This is a genomic window from Leptospira meyeri (assembly GCF_004368965.1).
Classification (GTDB): Bacteria; Spirochaetota; Leptospiria; order Leptospirales; family Leptospiraceae; genus Leptospira_A; species Leptospira_A meyeri.
This window is the reverse complement of sequence record NZ_SORO01000001.1, coordinates 1,758,410-1,778,837: the sequence shown is the minus strand read 5'-3', so window position 1 is coordinate 1,778,837 and position 20,428 is coordinate 1,758,410. Positions and strand designations below refer to the sequence as shown.

The following is a 20,428-nucleotide window of genomic DNA, read 5'->3' as shown; positions in this document are numbered from 1 at the left end:
AAATAAGCATACTGTATTGGTCACCAACAATGTTTTTCTGTATTCTTTCGAGGCAGAGCGTAATACTAAAGAGCAAGAACTATGAGCGTGAAAAAATTCAATCCCATCCAATCCATCCATGAAGTTGCGACTGCAATGAATTCCACCCAAGACCCGGATGGACTTCTCGAATTGATTTTGGACCGATGCATTCAAATTTGCGGTGTGGAATCTGGGTCTCTCATGCTCATCGACGAAAAACACGGGGTTTTGGACGCCGTAACATCTCGTGGAATGAACCAGCAGTTGTTAAGGGAAACTAAACTCAAAATTGGACAAGGGATCACGGGAGTGGCTGCCTCCACAGGAAAAGCAAAACTCGTAAATGATGTTTCCAAAGACCCTGATTACATTCAAGTCAAAGAAGAAATCAAGTCTGAGTTAGTTGCTCCCATGATTGTGGAAGACGATATCATTGGAGTCATTTCGCTCGACTCAAATCGATTGAATGCATTTACCGCAGAGATGTTGGAAATTGTAAGTGTTCTTGCTCATCAAGCTGGCCAGATTTTTAAAAACCTGCAAACCATTCGTAGCTTAGAACAGAGAACAAAAATCCAGGCAACGCTCATCGAAATTTCTAAAGTGGTTAGCTCCACCTTAGATCAAAATGAAGTATTTGATTCCATTATGGTGACGATGGAAAAATCTCTTCGATTGGAAAAAGGAAGTATTGTTTTATTTAATAAGGAAGAGGGGCTTCTACGGATTGTTGCGGCTTCAGGATTATCTCCTGAAGAAATCGATAAAGGGACATACCAACCAGGGGAAGGTATCACAGGTAAAGTCTACGAATCGGGAGAGCCAATCATCATTGAATCGGTTGCAAGCCATCCTGATTTTTTAAATCGAGTAGGGTATTTGTCCCATTTTAAACATGACCCACATAACGTGAGTTTATTGTGCGCACCTATTTTAAGTGAACAAACTATGTTGGGTGTCGTAAATGCGTTTATAGTTCAAAATAAACATACAGATTTAAAATCCTTTTTGGATTTTCTTCAAGTGGTTGCTTCCATTATCTCTCAGTCCATTAAAATTCAAAATTTGGTGGAAGAGGCTAAAAAAGAAATTTCTCGCGAGAATATCCAACTCAAACGTGAATTAAAGAATAAATATAAATTTGGATCACTTATTGGTAAAGCTGCCAGTATGGAAAAGATGTTTGAGAAAATCCAACTGGTTGCTGACTCGAGAGCTTCCGTCTTAATTACGGGAGAATCGGGAACAGGAAAGGAGATGATTGCAAATGCAATACATTATAATAGTTCCCGGTCAGAGAATCCTTTTATCAAAATCAACTGTGCCGCCATTCCAGAAAATTTATTAGAGAGCGAACTTTTTGGACATAAAAAGGGTTCCTTTACGGGTGCAGTCACAGATAAAAAAGGAAAATTTGAATTAGCAGATACCGGAACCATTTTTCTGGATGAAATTGGTGAAATGGATTTAAACTTACAATCAAAGTTACTTCGAGTTTTGCAAGAAAGGGAAATCGAAGCAATTGGATCTACGAAAGCAAAAAAAGTTGATGTCCGAATTATTGCAGCAACCAATGCGGAATTGGAACAACTGGTTGCAGAAAAAAAGTTTAGAGCTGATCTTTTTTATCGATTGAATGTAGTAAAGATCAACACTCCTCCTTTACGTGATCGTGTCGAAGACATTCCACTTCTTATGAATCACTTTTTGGAAAAATACACAAAAGACAATAATAAAGTGGTGAAAGGGATTTCTCGAGAAGCTTCAAAACTTTTATTAAAATACCGGTGGCCAGGTAACGTTCGTGAGTTGGAGAACGTAATCGAGAGGGCTGTGGTTCTTGCTCAAGATGAAATTTTAAGCGAGGACGATTTCTCTGATATTTTATCTAGTATAGATGATTTACCAGAGAATCCAACGGAAGTGACCCAACTAAATCATGTGGAATCAGTCTCTGGAGCTGAACCATTGGATTTAGGATCGGGCAGGTTGACACCAGGACAATTGGATGGTCTTGATGGTCGAGCAATGGAAATTGTTGTGAGTGAAGTAGAATCAAGACTCATTCAATATGCAATGAAGAAGTTTCGTTATACAAAAACCCGTGTTGCCAAATTTTTGGGTATCAATCGAAATACCTTAGATAAAAAAATCAAAGAACTGAATATCGAATACTAATTGGCTTTAGTTTGTTGGTTCAGGGAAATGATTTAAGTGGTAAATGGGACCAGTTTTGATCTCATCTTCTAGTGTTAGGTGAAGATATTCTTTAGCTGAACCGACAGCTTCTGGAAGATTTTTTCCATGGGAAAGGAAGGATGTGATGGCTGCGGAATAGGTACATCCAGTTCCGTGTGTATTTTTTCCTTTTAAAAAAGGTTTTGAGAATAAATAAGAAGATTTGCCGTCAAATAAAACGTCGGTTGCTTCAGTTGCATTTGGAAGATGGCCACCTTTTAGAAGAACGGGAACCTGATATTTTTCAAATAATTTTTCAGCCATAGGTATCAATTGATCGTATTGGTTGATTTTTTCGCCTAGCAAAAGTGATGCCTCATCCAAGTTAGGTGTCATTAGTTTTGCAAGAGGTAAGAGATCTTTGGTCAAAGATAGAATTGCATCATCTTTTAATAGTTTGGCACCACTGGTTGCAACCATTACTGGATCTACTACCAATTGGATGTCGGGGTTTTCATAAAAAAATTCGGCAACTGATTCAATGATATTTGCAGAATACAACATTCCTGTTTTTGCCGCTTTGATGGGAAAATATTCAGAAACAGCTTTTAATTGAGCTGAAACAAAGTCTGGTGAAATTTCGGATATTCCGCTGACTCCATCGGGATTTTGCGCAGTTAAACAAGTGAAGACTGTGGTTCCAAAGGTAGCGAGAGAAGAAAAAGTTTTGAGGTCTGCTTGGACTCCAGCACCACCACCGGAATCGGAGCCCGCAATTGTTAAGGTAATGGGAAATTCTTTCTTCATATTATGGAAACCATCCGTACTTGTCAAAATTTATGCTATCACCGTTTAAATCAAAGACAACACCTTCCGATTCTAAGATTTTTTTCTGCAAGGAAGATCGAAAAGTATCACCACGAAAAGATATTTTTCCTTGTGCATTGATGACCCGTTGCCAAGGGATTTTTTGTTCCATATCTTTTTTTAGAGCGTTTAAAGCATAACCCACTGCTCTTGCGGCCCTAGGACTTCCCAGAAGTAAGGCGATATGTCCATAAGTGGTGACTTTTCCATTCGGAATTTTTTTGACCACTGCATAAACGGAATCGTAAAAATTCTTACTTTTAGTTTTAGGAGTACTCATTGAATTTGGATTTATATCCTAATGATTTAATTCTTTTGTAAATTCCTTTTTAAAGGTTCTAATAGTCATTATTGAAATGAAGGTCTCTGAATACGCAAAACATTTGTTACTCGCTCCAAATTTGGAAGATAAACTTTTACCTCCCATTCGTCACTGGGAGGAAGAAGCTGAATTTCCTCCCATACGGATTGAATCGCCTGGTCGTTCGTCGAAATTTCAATTTTCCGACAAAAAAGTAAAAATCCCTCGTTTGGAACATCTCAACGTAGAATCCAATCGAGGACTCAGCCTTCACCATTTTGCAAACCACGAACTTATGGCCATTGAGTTATTTGCTTGGGCTTTACTCGCCTTTCCGGATGCACCTAGATCGGTTCGAAATGGATTTTTAAAAACCATTGAGGAAGAACAAATTCACTTGAAATTGTATTTGAATCGCATGCGCGATTTTGGCGTTGATTTTGGTGATATCCCTCTGAATTACATTTTTTGGAAACAACAAGGTCAATTTAAAAGTTTAGAATCTTTCGCTGCAGTTATGTCTATTTCCTTTGAAGGAGCAAATTTAGATTATGCGCAGGTTTATGCACAAGTTTTTTCGTTTTTTGGAGACCAGCTAACATCTGATATAATGCTTACAATTTTTGAAGATGAAGTGAAACATGTGAAAAGAGGTCTTCGTGCTTTCGAACATTCTATTCCAGAAAATGTGAGCCATTGGGATCATTATTTATCTTTGATTCAATTTCCGTTTACACCCCGCAGAGCAAAAGGTTATTTATATCTACCGGATACACGAGTTCTTGCCGGAATGGATGGGGACTTCATTGAATCTTTGGGGGCCTACGAAGATGAATACACTGGTCGTGTCAATTTGGAATCAGTTAAAAAATTCGGACTTGGAGAGACAATCCTTCGTAAAAACAGACTTGATTCTCATTTCAAGAATCCTTAAGATTCCTTTTGGAAGGTAATTATGAAATTGAAAATGATGTTGAGTGTGTTATTGTTTTTGTCAGCACTCGGAATTGTACTGAATGCAGAAAAAAAAGCCAAAGCAACTACGGAAATGAACCTTCATGATTTTATGGAGGATTTTACTAAGCCTGCAACAAAGTTGTATGATAAAAAAGAGAATGCAGATTACCTCAATAAGATATTAGAAAAGGTTCCAGAAATGGCACCGGAAGACCAAAAAGCAGAATGGAAAGAAATTATCGATGCTAAGTTGACTCTTGGAAAACCAGATGAAACTTGTAAATCTTGTCATACAAAATTCAAAAAAGAATACAAAGCCAAATACAGGAAAAAATTAATCCCAATTCCAGAAGAACTTCTTGGATTTCCAAAAGAAATTAAAGAGTTATTAAAAAAGTAATCTGACTTTTTCGCCCTTCTTTTAGGGCGGAACACTATGAAACAACTCAGTTGTTCAAATATCCTACTTCTAATTTCTTTGTTTTTCTTTTGTTTTCCCTTGCTACAAGCAGAGGAAATAAAGGAACAGGCAATCCAAACTCCAACGACAATTCAGAATCCCCTGCCAGCTAGTTTAAAGTTTGGTGCTTTTGTTGATACATATTATTCGCATAATACCAATCATCCTTTATCCAAAGAAAGATTGTATGCAACCCAAGCAGTTCGGAATGATGAGTTTAACATTAACCTTGGATTTGTTGATGCCAAATGGCAGGAGGAAAAAGTAAGGGGTCGTTTGGCTTTTCAGTTTGGAACATCGGTAAACACGAATTATGCGTCAGAGGCAAATCGGGATATTAGTTCGAATCAAAATTCTGTGAAACATATCCAGGAGGCTTATGTCGGTTTTAAGCTAGCAAAGGATACCTGGGTGGATGCAGGTATTTATTTTGGACATATTGGACATGAATCTTGGATATCTTCGGATAACTGGAATTATACGAGAGCATTGGCCCTGGATTACGTTCCTTATTATTCTTCTGGAGTTCGACTTACAACTAAGTTTTCCGATAAGTTTCAATTTCAGTTTCATGTAATGAACGGCTGGCAGAACATCACCGACCAAAACAAAGATAAATCTCTTGGAACCCAATTTAAGTTTTTTGTAACACCGAGTTTTACTGTTACAGCAAATCAATTTGTTGGAAATGAAGCACCTGATTTCGAGAGAAAACAAACACGATTATACAATAATACTATTTTGGAATGGAAAGCATTAGATTGGTTATCATTTGCTGTATCTGGTGATATCGGAGCACAAAAGGCAAAAGAATCATTTCAGTATGAACCATGGTGGAAAGAAATCAATCCAACACTTGGAACTTATACGAATAGGGAATCAAACGCTTATAATCAATGGTACCATGGAACTTTTTGGACCAGTTTTCGATATGATGATCTTTACCGTTTGAGTTTTCGGATTGAAAGATATTATGATCCGAAACAAGTGATGGCAACTACATACACACGAAATGGTTTTATGACAAATGGCTACACTGCTACTTTTGATTTATTACATTGGAATCCAGGTCTTATTCGTTTTGAAGTGACTCAAAAAGAATCAATGGATCCTGTATTTGAGACTGATAAAAATAAACACAGCCGTATCGAACGATTGTTTATTGTAGCAGCATCGGTTCGGTATTAGTTTAATGAAAAACATTCCAAACCAATACACTGGTTTGGAATGCTAAATAGGAGAATTGGGTATAAGATATATATATGAAAAGAATTAGGTCCTTTTCTTTTTCTTAACCGGTTTTTTCTTTTTCTTTGGAGTTTCTTCGTCTTCCTCACCCTCTTCCAGTGGCTCTTCATTCAGTTCACTAACGAAGTCGAGAAAAGGGATGTGTTTTTTGTGACTCATCTCTTCGAGTTCTTTTGCATTTGGTTTCCTTTCTCCAACTACAACTAGATAAAGGGAAGGAAGAATTGTCAGCACTAGGCACATGGCTGAGAACAAGCCACCAACAATTACCGTTGCAAGAGGTCTTTGAACATCGGATCCAACCCCTGTTCCGAGAGTTGCTGGGATCAAACCAAGTAACGCAAGCAACATGGTCATAAGCATTGGTCTCAGCTGGATCACTGCAGCTTTTTTTACAGCTGCTTTCGTTGTAATATCTGGCTCTTCGATTAACAAGTGGTTGGTTCTGGAAACAAACAATACGCCGGCCATTGTCGCAATTCCAAAGAGTGAAATAAATCCGACACCACCGGAAACATTGAAATAGTATCCTCTGAATAAAAGTGCATAAATTCCTCCAAGGAGCGAGAGAGGAATACAAGCTAATGCAACGTATACATATTTAAGGTTTCGATATAGCATATAGAGAACCCCAAAAATGATGAGAATTGTAATCGGGATTACAATTGCTAATTTTTTACCTACACGAGCTAAGTTTTCGTATTGTCCTCCAAATCGAATTTCATAACCATCAGGAAGTTTGATTTTTTTCTTCACACGTTTTTGCAGTTCAGAAACAAATCCTCCTTGGTCACGACCACGGATATTGGTTCTAACAGTTACAACCCGACGACCTTCTTGTCGGAAAATCATAGTTGGGCCATCAATCACTTCAATTTCAGCCAATTGTGATAATGGAATCCTTTCTCCCTTTGGTGAGATAATCGGCATATTTTCAATGGCTTGTTTGGAGGCACGATAGTCTTTAGAAAATCGAACAACAATTCCAAATCTTGCAGGTGTTTTAGGAGGAATGTCGGAAGGACCTTCGTATAAGGTACTCACTCTTTGCATCCCGATGGCTGCTTCAATCATTTGTTGGATATCAATGACATTGATTCCAAATCGTGCAGCAGCTTCCCTGTTGATATTGATAGTGAGCTGAGGACTCTCTGCTTCTTGTTCAATACCAAATTCACTGGCACCTTTCATTTCTTTGATCTCTTCCAGAACCTCATTTCCTATTCCCCGCATGATTTTTAAATCGTTACCGGAAACAAAGACGGCAAGATCGGCGATGGTACCCATAATGGCTTCGGACAGGTTATCCATAATTGGTTGAGAAAAACTTACCCTTGCACCAGGAAGAGTTGCTTCCAAATCATTTCTCATTCGAAAGAGTAGCTCTTGTTTGGTGATCTTTTCTTTCCATTGGTTATAATCTTTCAGACCAATTAAAACCTCTAACCTGTTTGGCGGAAGTGGATCTGTTCCATCATCGTTTCTTCCCAACTGGGAAATTACAACGCTAACCTGTTCATTTTTGTAAATAGTCTGCCGAATCTTTGGCATAAACTTTCTTGCTTCCGGTAAGGAAATACCAACTGGAAAGAAGATCCGAATATTGAACCCACCTTCATCCATTTCCGGAAGGAATTCAGTTCCTAAAGAAAACATACCGATTGCAAGGAAAACAGTAACGACACTAAAAGTATACTTAACTGCTTTGCGTGATCTATTTACGATGAACTCGATGATTCGTTTATAGCGAACTTCTATCCAATCATAAACCGGGTTATGCCATTCAATAGGACCTGGATTTTTCGATTCAAAATAAGTTTTGTAAATGATGGACATGAGTACGGGAATCACTGCCATCGCAAAAATCAAAGCACCAAGAATTGCAAAGGAAATTGTAAAAGCCATAGGTTTGAACAAACGTCCTTCAATCCTTTCAAAAGAGAAAATCGGAAGATAAGCTAAGATAATGATTAGAATCGAAAAGAGGATCTCTGTTCCCACTTCCGATGCAGAATCTCTTGTGAATGCTAATATTCCATGAGATTTTTCTTCTGGAGTTGCATCTCTATATCGCCTCATGATGTTTTCTACCATGATAACTGCGCCATCCACAATAATTCCAAAGTCAATGGCACCTAATGAAAGTAAACTGGCAGGAATTCCGGTCATATTCATCAAAAGGAACGCAAATAACATTGCGAACGGTATAGTTGCAACAACGACGAGAGAGGCTCTTACGCTTCCTATGAAGAATATTAAAACTAAACTGACAACAACAACACCTTCTACTAAAGTTTTACCAATTGTACGGAGAGTGTAATTTACTAAGTCTGTCCTATCATACGTATTGCGGAGTTGTACACCTTTTGGGAGATAGTTTTCGTTGATTTCTTGTACCTTGGCTCGAATTCTTTCTCCCATTTCATTGGGATCGCCCCAACGACGCATCGCCACCAAACCTTGAACAGACGAATCTACGTCAATTAGCCCTTCGTCGTCGTTTTGGATGGTGTAACCAAGAACCCCACTTGGAATAGGATGTGAAATTTCAACCGAACCTAAGTCTCGAATAAAAACGGGTACTCCGTTTACGGTTTTGACTACAATGTTTTCAATGTGTTTTGGATCTCTGATGGCACCAAGAGACCGAATGGGGAATCCTTGTTCTCCTTGGAGGAGTAAATTTCCTCCGGTGTTCAAGTTGTTTTCTTGAATTGCTTTGATAACATCACCAATGGTTAATTTATATCGAATCAACTTATCGGGTGATGTGACCACATGGTATTGTTTTGGTAGTCCACCAAAAGTAACAACGTCAGCGATTCCGGGTATTTGTAACATCTTCGGCATCACGATCCAATCTTGGATAGTCCGAAGTTCCATCGGAGTATGGTTTTCAGAAGATTCTACAACATATCGATAGATTTCGCCGACAGGAGAACTCATTGGCCCAAGTGCTGGATGAACATCTTCTGGGATGTCTGCATCGGCAACTCTTTCCATAAGTCGCATACGAGCAAAATAGTCATCTGTTCCATCTTCAAATACAAATTGAAATACAACTAAACCGTTGATGGTTCTTGATCGTCTTACGGCAACCTTAGGAATTGCATTTAATACCCGTTCAATGGGAAGGGTAACACGTTCTTCTACCTCAACCGCAGCTTTTCCAGGAAATTTAGCGATGAGTCGTACTTGAGTGTCAGCAATATCAGAATAGGCTTCTTTTCGAATGTCAATCCATGCCCAAGTTCCGAAGAGAACGGCCACTGCCGCTGCAATCAGTGTAGTAATACGATTTTTAAGTGCTTGTTCTATAAAGTCTTTAATCATGATATTCCCTCGTATTGAAGAGGTAACCCATTTGGAGTAATAATTGTGGGTTTTTGTAGTCGCCTTGTCCAACTCCGCCACCTACTTGTAAAAAGAAATTTCCAAGTAGGAAGTCATAAGTTAGTCCGATGTATCTCTGTGAAAGATGGACTCTTTGTCTTTCTCGACTTTCATATTCTAAATAAGCTCCGACATTGCTATCAATTGAGTTTACATAGGATCTGATGAGTAAGTCTTCTTGTGAAGGGTCTCTTCGATTGTATCCAGGAATGTTGAGGCCTGTAGGATAAGAAGATTGACCACCCCGACCAACTTCTGGTGCAAAGGGATTTACTTCAAAGTAACCACCGACTATTGATATACTATGAGCAATCACGGGAGTTTTCCAGAAGGTATATCCTAAATCCACTTGTCCGCCATACCAATGAGGTCCCCATGCACCACCTGATCCTCGTAAAACGACATCCTTAAAATAATACCCTAAATTAAAGTTAATACTGCCGGGAGAACCGATGGATGCACCATATACCCAAAAATTGGTAGATTTTGGAAGTCTTTTGGCATCTAAACTATCAGCTTTCAATTTTTCATCTTCACCAAATGCCGACTGATCTGATTTAGTTGGAGTCCATTCTGGTTTGATTTCATTTCCTTCCTTATCCTTTGGATACGGAGAGGAAGGTTCTGCAAATAATGTAGAACCTAATAATGATATTGTGATAAGTAAAAGACTGAGTTTTTTCATATTAAAAACCAAAACTCAAACCTTTTAAAAGAATGGAACCTTGGATGGCAACTTTCTCGCCAGGAGTCAGACCTTCAATGATATTGACTCTTTCTTTTGTAGAGATACCTAAGACAACCTCTCTTCTTTTAAAAGTTAATGGCTTCTCTTCTACAAAAACATAGTTTTTCCCTTCCACAGTGACAATTGCTGTATAAGGTAAAACCACACTATCACCACCTGTTTGTTCTGGGAATTTAACAACCCCAAACATACCTGGTTTCAATCTATACTTTTCGTTTACAACGATGATTCTCATCTTTGCTGTTCTTGTGAGAGGATCTACGTTATCACCGATTGCTTCTGCTGTTCCTACAAACTCTTCATCTGGAAAAGAGGCAAATACTACTTTTACTTTTTTACCTTTGCGTAGGGTAGAGATTTGGGATTCGGGAACATCGGTAATGATCCAAGCCTTTAAGCTTCCTGCAGTGCTAAGTTCACTTGGATTTAGACCTTGTGCTCTAAGTTTTCCTTCAAACTCAGCAAGTTCTGCTGCATCATTTCCGGAATCTGTTTCTGATTCTACTAAATCTTTTTCAGTTGCCACTCGGTGTACAAACATATCTTTGATTCGGCTTAAGTTCTTATTCGATCTATGAAGTTTGTTTTTAGCATGAACATATCCAACATAAAGATCGTTTAACTCTGCTGATTCGAAAAGGATGATCCTTGCTCCATTACTAACTGAAGGTGAGGTCGAAGCAATGAGTCTTGCAGGTGCTTCCAAACTTACGAATTCTCCACCGCCACCTATTGTAGTGGATTTGACAATTTCAAGTCCAGGGCTATTCGGTTTGAATTCAATTCGCAAACCTCCGTCAAAAACTTCAGCTTTTTCTGGATGTTTGTGAACAGGTTTTGCCGGTTTTGAAAAAATCATAAATAGAACAGCGATGACTACTAGAGCCACTCCTGAAATTAGGAGGATTTTTGCCTTTTGGTTTAAAGATTTTAAGGTAATTAACATTTTATTCCTCAGTTTTAGGATTGGTTTGGTTTTCAGATTTGGGGATAAAGACACCTTTACCCACAGCATAGTTTACATTTTCGATGGCTTCCATTCGATCAGTTTGTAGTTTTAACATTTCGACAATACTGGAACGATAAGTTTCAAAGAAGTCAGCGAACTCTAAGATGGTTATGTATTTTTTTTCATAACTCATAATCATATCCAAAGATAAACTTCCGTAATCTTTGATATAAGCGTTGCTAAATCGTTTATAAAGAGCGTCTTTAATCCGAGCTGATTGGTAAGCAACGGCTACTTCATTTTCTACTTCTAGGATATTGTTCTTTAATTCTTGTTTGCGAACTAAAATGGCTTTTTCTGCTGCTTGTATATTTCCTTGGTTTCTGTCGAAGAGGGGAACACTTAACTGTGCTGTGACTCCCCAATAGTTTTGGAACGCAGTACCACCACGGTTATAAACGGGACCAAAAGACAAATCAGGGATGGCATTTGCATATTGGAGTTCTAAGTTTGCTTCTTCAAAACGTAACGTTTGTAATGCTTTTTTAAGGTCAGGTCGGTTTTCACGAGCGATTTCAACTAAATCTTCCAGACGTGCCTGGTTAGGAACAATTGCATCTAAATTCGATTCATTGACAGTAGGAATAAATTCAACTCTTGCATCACGATACAAATCATCATTCAAAAGAATTTTAAGATCTGCTTCTTTTTCGTAGACTTTGATTGCTAAATCTTCTCTTTCTTTTTTTAGAAAGAACAAAAGAGCCTTTAATCGTAAATGTTCTGCTTGAAGGAGTGCCCGTCTTTTGTAAGCAAGTTCCGAAGAATCTACTGTTTTTTCAATGGAAGCAATACTTTGGTCATAAAACACAACTGCCTTTTTATAAAAGTAAATTGTATAAAACGTTCTTCTTAGTTTCGTAATGACTGCGCGAGCCAAATCATAAAACTCTTGTTCGGAGATCTTTGCATTCAATTCTGCAACTTTCACACGTTTATCAATTTTTCCTCCAAGTAAAAATACCTGTTGGATTTGAATTACCGATTGTCCTGATCTTGTTGTATCAAAATACCTTTGTGTCGGTTCTGCAAAAATACTTTGGTCTATGGCAATGTTAGGATTTGCATAAAGACCTGCTTGTAAGATACCTGCTTTTTTTACATCGATTTGGAAACGGGATGCAATGAGTAGAAGGTTATTCTTCCATAGAAGTGTCTCTGCAGACTCTAAATCAATTTCACGATTCAATCTTTGGTCATCAGGATACAAACTAGATCCTAAAGATGATCTTGGATTTTCATCTGAAAGTTGTCTTTTCAGGGCTTCACTTGCTTGTGCAATTCTAGTTTCTCCCCATAGGTAGGAGGTAGAAAACACAAGAAAGAGGTAGATACCGATTCTTTTGTAAAAACTCATAAGTTACCAAACATAAAAAAATTGAGAAAAAAAACATAGTTACACCTGGATCCTCGCGAACGTAGGTATACTTCTGGATTCAGCGAAAGCCGAAGTTGATGAAATCTAGGAAATAGGAGGAGGAATATTTAAGAGAAGTGAGGAAAGTAAACTGGGAACATAGGTTCCTTCTGAAATCAAATCAACAAAGGTAATTAAAAGAGATTCCGATAAAAGATCAGATCGACTTTCATTAAAAAAATCTAAAAAGTCCGCTCTGGAACGACTTAAGGTAGCAGAATCATCAATGGCAGAAATTCTAGGATCATCGATGGCTGTGTCTTCAGGAGTTTCTAAAGAGGATGAATAAGATTTTTTAATCTGGTGAAGATTTGCTTCCAGATATTGGGAAACTGTATCTGACGTACCATCCCATGGGAAACCAATGGTTACCGTTAAGAGGAATGCGATCAGCTTGGCAGACCAGTTTGCCTTCATATTGTCCACTCATTCATTTTGACGCATGCATTCAATTCTAAAATACTTCTAATGCTTACACCAATCACTAATCATTGTTCAGATTGATGAATATATAGGATATGGACGAGGGATTTTTCAAAAAAAAGACTGCCCAGAGTCAGGAATTCCCTGGAACAGTCGCAATAGTCTTTGGCAAATGAGAAACAAATCATAGGATAAGTTGAATATATAAAAACATCCTGTGTCCCTCACGGGACACAGGTTTAAGCGGTAGAGAGGAGTTAAACGGGTGGAGGTAAACTTAGGTAACGAGATGCAAGAAGCCCAGAGATAAAAGACGCATGCAGATTGTTGTTATGTGACAACAAAAGGGTTGTGATGGAAGTCTGGCCTTTGCCACTTCCAGTAAGAACGTCTTCTAAATCTTTTGTACCTGAAGTTTCTTCAGAAGAGGATTTTTGAATTGCAACAGAAATGGAGCCTGAAAGTTGGCTCTTTCCAGTGACTCGATTGGATTTTGCCCCCCGAGTGCGAACAAGAACATTCTCTTCCGATAAAAAAGCACTGCCCAGGGAAAGTGTGAGTAGGGAAATCCCAAATATTTTTATCACGTTCCTGAACATAGTTACAGTATAGACTGGATCTGATTAAAATCTAGCATTTTTTTGGAATTTGCCTACAAAACAGGCAGAACGACCCGAATTTTCTGTTCCGCCTGGATTTGCCTTGATTTAGAGCACTTTGCCGGGGTTTAGAATTCCTTTCGGGTCAAAAGCCAATTTGATCGCTCTCATAGTGCTGATTTCTGATTCGGACCGGGAAAAGTTTAGGTAATCTTTTTTCAAAAGTCCAATTCCATGTTCGGCGGAAATGGAGCCTTTGAATTTTTGAATGAGGGTAAACATTTCTGGGTCCACTTGTTTGCACTGGGCAAAGAATTCCGCATCCGATAGTTCCTTTGGTTTCACAATGTTGAGGTGAAGGTTTCCGTCCCCGATATGTCCAAAAAGAGCAATGTGAAATCCTTGGTACTTCTTCGTCAAAAGTGCGGTCATCTCATCTAAGAAGGCTTCCATATTGCGAAGCGGAAGAGAAATATCATTTTTGTGAACGGTATAAGCAAGGGATAGCGATTCAGAAATGCCTTCTCGGTATTTCCAGAAGGTTTCGTTTTGGCGAGAGTTTTGCGCAATGGAACCATCAGTGATAAGTTCTTTTTCTGTGATGGATTCTAAAATGGAATAGAGTTTTTCTTCATCCCCTTCACCATCCACTTCGAATTCCATAAGAACATAATATTTGCTAGGTGCTTGGAATGGATCGGGAACACCTAAATGTTCTTTGACTTTATCCAAACAATAATCAGTTAAAAACTCAAAGGCAAGGAGAGGTAAATCGAAGTTATGTGTTTCGCGAAAAATTTCTAAAATATTCTTATACTCTGGAACAGCAAGGAAAATGACACGGATGTCTTTCGGTGGTTTTGTGAGTTTGACTACAGCCTCAGTAATGACTCCAAGGGTTCCTTCAGAACCAATAAACAAATGTTTGAGATCGTAACCAGTATTGTTCTTTAGGATTTCGCCATTGAACCTGTAGGTTTCCCCTTTCCCATTTACAACCGTTAGTCCAAGAATCCAATCCCGAATCAGTCCATAATGAACAACACGTACCCCTCCTGCATTGGTGGCAATATTTCCTCCAATATGGCTGGATCCTGTGGCTGCAAAATCTACTGGAAAATAAAATCCGCGTTCCTCGGCTTCTTTGTGGAGATTTTTTGTAATCATTCCAGCTTGCACGTGTAAGGTGCCAAGGAATGGGTCGAAGTCAACCACTTGGTTCATTTTTGCTAAAGAGATAACGATTTCACCATTTTTGGCAACAGCGCCACCTGCGTATCCGGTTCGTCCCCCAGAAGGAACCACTGCAATTTCATTTTTATAAGCGTAGGACACAACAGCAGCTACATCTTCTGTACTTTCTGGAAAAACAAGAACCTGGTAATTTGGTGGATACACTTTCGTTCTGTCGGTTCCATAGGAATTGAACAAGGCTTCGTCCATTGTTCCGTCATCTTTTTGAATGACCTTCTTCTCTCCGATGAGTTGGCTTAAATCATTTTTTGTTTTTGTAAAATCCATTCTTTATCCTTTAGATATCAACCATGTCGATTTGAGAATTAACAGCGGGATCATCATCTCCTGGTGTTAATCTTGTATAAGTGCCATCCGATTCTAGGACCCTGGCCTGTGTGTTATCCCGAAGTAATAATTCGAGAATTTTTGCGATTCTTTTTTTGTGTTTATCTTGAAGGATTGGAAACATAACTTCGATTCGGCGAAGAAAATTTCTTGGCATACAATCTGCAGAAGCTAGATAAACATCTGGTTTCCCACCGTTTTCAAAACTATAAATCCGCGAGTGTTCTAAGTACCTTCCCACTATGGAGCGAACATTGATTCGATCCGAAACCCCTGGAATTCCGGGCCGGAGACAGCAGATCCCACGAATGATTAAGTCAATTTTGACACCAGCTTGTGAGGCTTCATAAAGCTTTAAAATGATATCAGGATCAACAAGTGAATTCATTTTAAAAATAACACGTGCCTGTTTCCCGTTTTTTGCATTGTCAGTTTCTCTTTGGATGAGATGGAGGAACTCTTCCTTTAGGAAGGTAGGGGCTGCATAAATTTTAGAAAGCCTTGGCATTTTTCCCGAGCTTGTGATGGTATTAAAAAGAATCGCCACATCTTCTGTAATTTCAGGATTTGCAGTGAATAAACTTAAGTCTGTGTAGAATCTAGCTGTTGTGGAATTATAGTTTCCTGTTCCAAGATGAACATAACGATTGAGTTTATCGTCTTCTCTGCGTACGATGAGTAACATTTTACAATGGATTTTGAGTCCCACCACTCCGTAAACAACGTGGACACCACTATCTTCTAATTTTTTGGCCCAACGAATGTTTCTTTCTTCATCAAACCTTGCTTTGAGTTCCACTAGAACAGTAACTTGTTTTCCATTTTCTGCTGCTTCTCCCAAATACTGGATGATGGGGGAATCGCCGGAAGTTCGATACAAAGTCATTTTGATCGCAAGGACCTTAGGGTCTTGGCTTGCAATCTTTAACATGTCTTCGATGGATTTAAAACTTTCGTAAGGATGATGGAGAAGGTGATCGTTTTTGCGAATTTCAGAAAAGATAGATTCACTTTTTTTAGCTGCAAATCCAGATTTTGGGACAGGATATGAATATTTCAAGTGACTTGTTTTTTCTAAACTTTGAAAAAACATAAGGTCATTTAAACTAAGTAAGGTGGGGATTTCCATAACTTGATATTCTTCCAATTCCAAAAGACCACGTAACAATTCTTTGATATGTCCAGCACCAGAATGAACATCCAAACGAACTGCATCTCCCCACATTCGGTTCTTTAATTCGTTTTTCATTGTGGCGAGAAGGTCACCGATATTTTGTTCTTCATTGATGGAGATATCAGCATCACGAACAATTTTGAATGTATGAATTTGTTTTACGTTCATTCCGAAGAAAAGATCACCTAAATGAAGTTTAATGATTTCTTCTAGTGGAAAGTATCGTCTCACATCAGTTTCTTTGTTTTGTGGTAATTGCAAAAACCGTGGTAATACGCTTGGCACCTGAACGATGGCGAAGAGCTCTTTTGCTTTGTTTTTATCATCATCAGAATACAAAGTAATCCCTAAGTTTAATGTTCTATTGAGAATATGAGGGAAGGGATGCGAAGGATCGATGGCAAGTGGAGTGAGAATAGAGGACACTTCTCGTTTGTAATAATTTTTAACAAATTGGATGTCATCACCAGCAAGTTCGCTAGGATCTTGGACCACAACAATTTTGTTGGTTTTGAGTTCGACAAGGATTTCATCTAAGGCTTCATACTGTCTTTTGACAAATTGTCCTACTTTGGAATAAAGTTCGGCCAAGGTTTCGGAAGTTCGTTTGCCATTTAGGCTACGTTCTTCGATTCCTGCATTTTTTAAGTTGAGAAGGCCCGCAACTCGGACCATAAAAAACTCATCCAAATTGGATTCTGTGATACAAAGAAATTTAAGGCGTTCGAGAAGGGGGTTCTCCTGATCAAAGGATTCTTCCAAAACGCGGTGGTTGAAGTCGACCCAGGAAAGTTCGCGGTCGAAGAAGATATTTTGGTTCCCCAGTTCTATTTTTTCTGTAGGGCTAGCAGTCATAATTCTAGGATTTGGGAAGGAAAAAATTCTGTAAATTCCTAATCCTTTTGTAGAAATCGACGACACTAGATTCAGAGGGATTTGGGACGATATGCCAGCATACACCATGCCGGGTCTAATGACTGGGCAAAATACAAACGATATCGTTAAAAAATTGGTCGAACTCGAAAGACGACCCATCAAACGATGGGAAACGGAAAACGAATACGCCAAAGCGCAGATACAAATCTGGGGAGAAGTGAAAAATCTTTCCGCGAACCTCCAAACAAAAACCCGTGCCCTCGTTTCCTTTACTGCTCCCTTTGCAACCAAATCGGTTTCTTCATCAGAAGAAGGTGTGATCACAGGCGAGGCTTCTCGTGCTGCTAAATCTGGAAACCGTGCTTTAGAAATCACAGAAATGGCAAGCAAACACCAGTTATCTGGTGTTGCTATTGATACAGACATCCGATTGCCAGAGGGCAGTTTTACGATCTACTCTGGGAAATCTAAAGAGGTGGTGACCTTTCCTGGTGGGTCCTTAAGTGAACTCACAAATTCCATCAAAAATATGGCGGGGGGACTTGCTGACACTTCCATCATAAAAATTGATAAAGACTCATCGATCTTGACTGTCACTTCCGTAAAAACCGGTAAAAAAAATGAACTCCAATTTTCTGACCCGAATGGAATTTTGAAACTAGCAGGTCTTGTTGGTGAAAACAAAGCCAGTGCAGAAGACACAAAGCAACTATTATCATTAGATGTAATCAAATCCAAAGTTTGGGACCAAACCAAATTTAAAAAATCGGAAGTCGAAACAGAGAAACTTGTCCAATCGGAGGAAGGAATCAGCATCAAACCTGACACTGCCTTTTCCATCCCTGTGGCTGTGACCGAAATCAAAGAAAGGGCTTTCATTGAAGTAGAAATCGTTGGTGAAGCTCCTGCGGTAATGGAGATGGGGATTGGATTTGAAAAGGAAGGAAGTGTTCGCAATAAATTCCTACCCATCAGCAAAACAGAATCTAAGTATATTTTTTTAGCTGGTGATTATGCGAGTGATAAAAATCTAACTGCCATTATTCTTTCAAATGCGGCAACCACTCCGGTTCTTATTAAATCAGTCACTCTTGTGACACCACCTGCTCCGGGAACAGCGGAACCATTAAAAGTTTTGCAAGAAGGAAAAGATCTTAAAATTAAAATTGACGGTGTGGAAATCACCCGTGAATCCAATGAAGGAATTGCGGATGTATTGGAAGGGATTTCATTTAATGTTCATAAGGTGACAGAAGAACCAGTTACCTTAAAAATTCATGTGGACCATGCCAAAGGTTCCGCCCTTATCAAAGAATGGGTGGATGCTTATAATGAACTTATGAAGTTTTCCAAAGAAGTCACTTCTGTTGAAAAAAATGGAAAAATTTCTGATAAAAAAGAAAGTGATGATTCCAAATCAGCAGACATCTCACGTGATTTTTGGGATAACAAATCCAAATCGGGAATCCTTGCCGGTGAAAATGCTATCTTAAGACTCATTGCTTCTTTAAAAACTACTGCAAACTCGTATTATCCGGCAACAAAAGAAAATGGATTTCGAGTTTTGACAGACATTGGAATCTCCACTGGAGCCGTGGGCTCTAACTGGGAAAAAATTCAAGACGGACTTTTGCAAATTGACCAAGAACGTTTGATTTCGGTTCTTTCTGAAAATCCGGATGGGGTAAGGGACTTATTTGCCTCTGATCCAAATAACGATGCAAAGATGGAAGAAGGGGTTGGGATTCGCCTGCTTGAAATTCTTAAACCCTATAACCAATACGCATCTGGAATTGTCACAAGCAAAGTGAAACTTCTGGAAGAAAGTGTATCAGGAAATAATAAAAAAATCAAAGAACATGAGTCACATCTCATTAGTTTTGAAGCCAAACTGAAACAAAGATTTCTCTACATGGAACAAGGTGTGGGAAAAAACAAATCGGTTGGGAACTATTTACAGAATAATATGTTTAGAGGGAACGGTGGGGAATGATGAATATTTATATCAACGAACAACAATTAGATACTAAACTAGATGGCGAAACAAACCTCGGCCAAGTGTTAGATGAAATTCAAAAGTGGATTGAATCCAATGGAAAGTATCTGCGTCATTTCACTGTTAATGGGAAAGAACTAAATCGTTCCGATCTAAATGCAGTGGGTGTAGATGAAACCGAACGCCTGGATTTATTTGTGGGTGAAGAACTGGATGTGATTGAAGACAGTCTTTGGGAAGTTGATAACTACGTTGATAAGGTTGGTAGCACCCTTGTGGGTCGTGATTCTCTGACGGAAAAAGAAACAGAGGATTTAAAAGAAGGAATTCCTTGGATCATTTCCATGATCCGCACCACTACAAAACTTTTGAATTTAAACTTAAACCTCATCCAACCAATGGGGAAAGGTAAAAACGTAGAAGAAATTTTGGAATCTTTGCAAAATGGATCCGAGGTTTTAGATTCCACAAAAGCCATTGAAACTTTTTTGGAAGACCTTCGAGATGTAAAACTTTTCCTTATGGATCTAAGTACTCGCCTTGCTGTGATGCGTATGGATGAAAGTGAACTGATTGAAATCATTTCTAGATTTGTGGATGATAAAGAAAAAGTCATCAAAGACTTTATGTTGGTAAATGAAAACTTCCAATCAGGAAAAGACCATTTGGCATCTGAGATTTTGAATGATGCGGTTGGTCGTTTAACGGGTCTTATGTCAGCTCTTGTATCAGTACAAACTCGTCATGCGGAGTTAGATTGGCAAGCCCTTGCCATTGAGGATAAAAAACTTTCTGACGTGATTACAAGTTTGAATGAAACACTTTCTAACATTGCCTCGGCAATGGAAAAAAATGATATTGTCTATGCTGGAGATATTTTGGAATACGAACTTCCTGAATTACTCAGTGATTTCATTCCTTTCCTTTCTCTTGTTTTAGAAAGAGTCAAAGTTTAAGGATTTGGTTCTTTGGGGAATCGGGTGGAAATCCGGTTCCCAACTCCAAACAATACTCCCACTGAGAACACCACTCCTCCCCAAATCAAATTTAAATTCCAACCCAGGGATTTTTCATACATAGAATCAGACCAAGTCCAAACTCCATAGAGAGATAAGATAAGTCCAAGAATTAAGAATAGCACTGCCAAAATGGAGGAGAGGGAAATCATGACGAAACTCTA

The 20,428-nt window shown here is 38.7% G+C and carries 17 protein-coding genes; 6 read left to right on the top strand and 11 right to left on the bottom strand.

Translation table 11 applies throughout. The features are described 5' to 3' along the window. The first annotated feature begins 81 nt into the window (after positions 1-81). Complete coding sequence (locus CLV96_RS08225) at positions 82-2,199, top strand: sigma-54-dependent Fis family transcriptional regulator (protein WP_414534279.1); 2,118 nt, start codon at positions 82-84, stop codon at positions 2,197-2,199. Positions 2,200-2,205: 6 nt separating this feature from the next. Here CLV96_RS08225 and thiD read toward each other — a convergent pair whose 3' ends face one another. Both thiD and CLV96_RS08215 read right to left on the bottom strand, forming a co-directional pair. Beyond that, positions 2,206-3,006 carry a bifunctional hydroxymethylpyrimidine kinase/phosphomethylpyrimidine kinase gene (gene thiD, locus CLV96_RS08220; RefSeq protein WP_004786919.1) on the bottom strand — a complete coding sequence of 267 codons (801 nt, stop codon included), beginning with the start codon at positions 3,004-3,006 and terminating at the stop codon, positions 2,206-2,208. A gap of 1 nt (position 3,007) precedes the next feature. Next, the gene (locus CLV96_RS08215; protein ID WP_004787661.1) at positions 3,008-3,346 is read right to left on the bottom strand and encodes an MGMT family protein; all 339 of its coding nucleotides are present in this window, start codon (positions 3,344-3,346) and stop codon (positions 3,008-3,010) included. Positions 3,347-3,422: 76 nt separating this feature from the next. Here CLV96_RS08215 and CLV96_RS08210 point away from each other — a divergent pair, with 76 nt between their 5' ends. From CLV96_RS08210 to CLV96_RS08200, 3 genes are read left to right on the top strand one after another with little or no spacing between them, the layout of a single operon-like run. Next, positions 3,423-4,301 (top strand): DUF455 family protein, encoded by an 879-nt coding sequence (locus CLV96_RS08210; protein ID WP_004787032.1) that lies wholly within the window; start codon positions 3,423-3,425, stop codon positions 4,299-4,301. 21 nt (positions 4,302-4,322) lie between these two features. Continuing rightward, positions 4,323-4,724, top strand: a complete 402-nt coding sequence (locus tag CLV96_RS08205; RefSeq protein WP_004786424.1) for a hypothetical protein — start codon at positions 4,323-4,325, stop codon at positions 4,722-4,724. 36 nt (positions 4,725-4,760) lie between these two features. Continuing rightward, positions 4,761-5,972, top strand: a complete 1,212-nt coding sequence (locus CLV96_RS08200) for a porin (RefSeq protein WP_004785361.1) — start codon at positions 4,761-4,763, stop codon at positions 5,970-5,972. A gap of 84 nt (positions 5,973-6,056) precedes the next feature. On the opposite strand, the gene CLV96_RS08195 is transcribed toward CLV96_RS08200, so the two are convergent. From CLV96_RS08195 to ppk1, 8 genes are all read right to left on the bottom strand, one after another. Next, a complete protein-coding gene (locus CLV96_RS08195) occupies positions 6,057-9,365 on the bottom strand; it encodes an efflux RND transporter permease subunit (RefSeq protein ID WP_004787283.1) in 3,309 nt (1,102 codons plus the stop codon). After that, positions 9,358-10,110 (bottom strand): hypothetical protein, encoded by a 753-nt coding sequence (locus CLV96_RS08190; RefSeq protein WP_004786516.1) that lies wholly within the window; start codon positions 10,108-10,110, stop codon positions 9,358-9,360. The genes CLV96_RS08195 and CLV96_RS08190 overlap by 8 nt, the downstream gene beginning before the upstream one ends. Before the next feature lies 1 nt (position 10,111). Further along, positions 10,112-11,119 carry an efflux RND transporter periplasmic adaptor subunit gene (locus CLV96_RS08185; protein ID WP_004785634.1) on the bottom strand — a complete coding sequence of 336 codons (1,008 nt, stop codon included), beginning with the start codon at positions 11,117-11,119 and terminating at the stop codon, positions 10,112-10,114. A 1-nt stretch (position 11,120) separates the two neighbouring features. Continuing rightward, on the bottom strand, positions 11,121-12,539 hold the full coding sequence (locus CLV96_RS08180) for a TolC family protein (protein ID WP_004785778.1): 1,419 nt from the start codon (positions 12,537-12,539) through the stop codon (positions 11,121-11,123). A gap of 105 nt (positions 12,540-12,644) precedes the next feature. After that, positions 12,645-13,016, bottom strand: coding sequence for a hypothetical protein (locus CLV96_RS08175; protein ID WP_004787232.1), 372 nt, complete (start codon positions 13,014-13,016; stop codon positions 12,645-12,647). 263 nt (positions 13,017-13,279) lie between these two features. Continuing rightward, a complete protein-coding gene (locus CLV96_RS08170) occupies positions 13,280-13,609 on the bottom strand; it encodes a hypothetical protein (protein WP_004784065.1) in 330 nt (109 codons plus the stop codon). A gap of 120 nt (positions 13,610-13,729) precedes the next feature. Next, on the bottom strand, positions 13,730-15,142 hold the full coding sequence (locus CLV96_RS08165) for an FAD-binding oxidoreductase (protein ID WP_004785360.1): 1,413 nt from the start codon (positions 15,140-15,142) through the stop codon (positions 13,730-13,732). Positions 15,143-15,152: 10 nt separating this feature from the next. After that, complete coding sequence (ppk1, locus tag CLV96_RS08160; protein WP_040917255.1) at positions 15,153-17,297, bottom strand: polyphosphate kinase 1; 2,145 nt, start codon at positions 17,295-17,297, stop codon at positions 15,153-15,155. Between the two features lie 25 nt (positions 17,298-17,322). Between ppk1 and fliD the strand changes: the two genes are divergently transcribed. After that, entirely contained in the window at positions 17,323-19,245 is a 1,923-nt protein-coding gene (fliD, locus tag CLV96_RS08155; RefSeq protein ID WP_004787346.1) for a flagellar filament capping protein FliD, read from the top strand. Continuing rightward, a complete protein-coding gene (locus CLV96_RS08150; RefSeq protein WP_004785890.1) occupies positions 19,242-20,204 on the top strand; it encodes a hypothetical protein in 963 nt (320 codons plus the stop codon). The genes fliD and CLV96_RS08150 overlap by 4 nt, the downstream gene beginning before the upstream one ends. Here the strand turns inward: CLV96_RS08150 and CLV96_RS08145 are convergent. Then, entirely contained in the window at positions 20,201-20,416 is a 216-nt protein-coding gene (locus CLV96_RS08145; protein WP_004785445.1) for a hypothetical protein, read from the bottom strand. The genes CLV96_RS08150 and CLV96_RS08145 overlap by 4 nt on opposite strands. Positions 20,417-20,428: the final 12 nt, after the last annotated feature.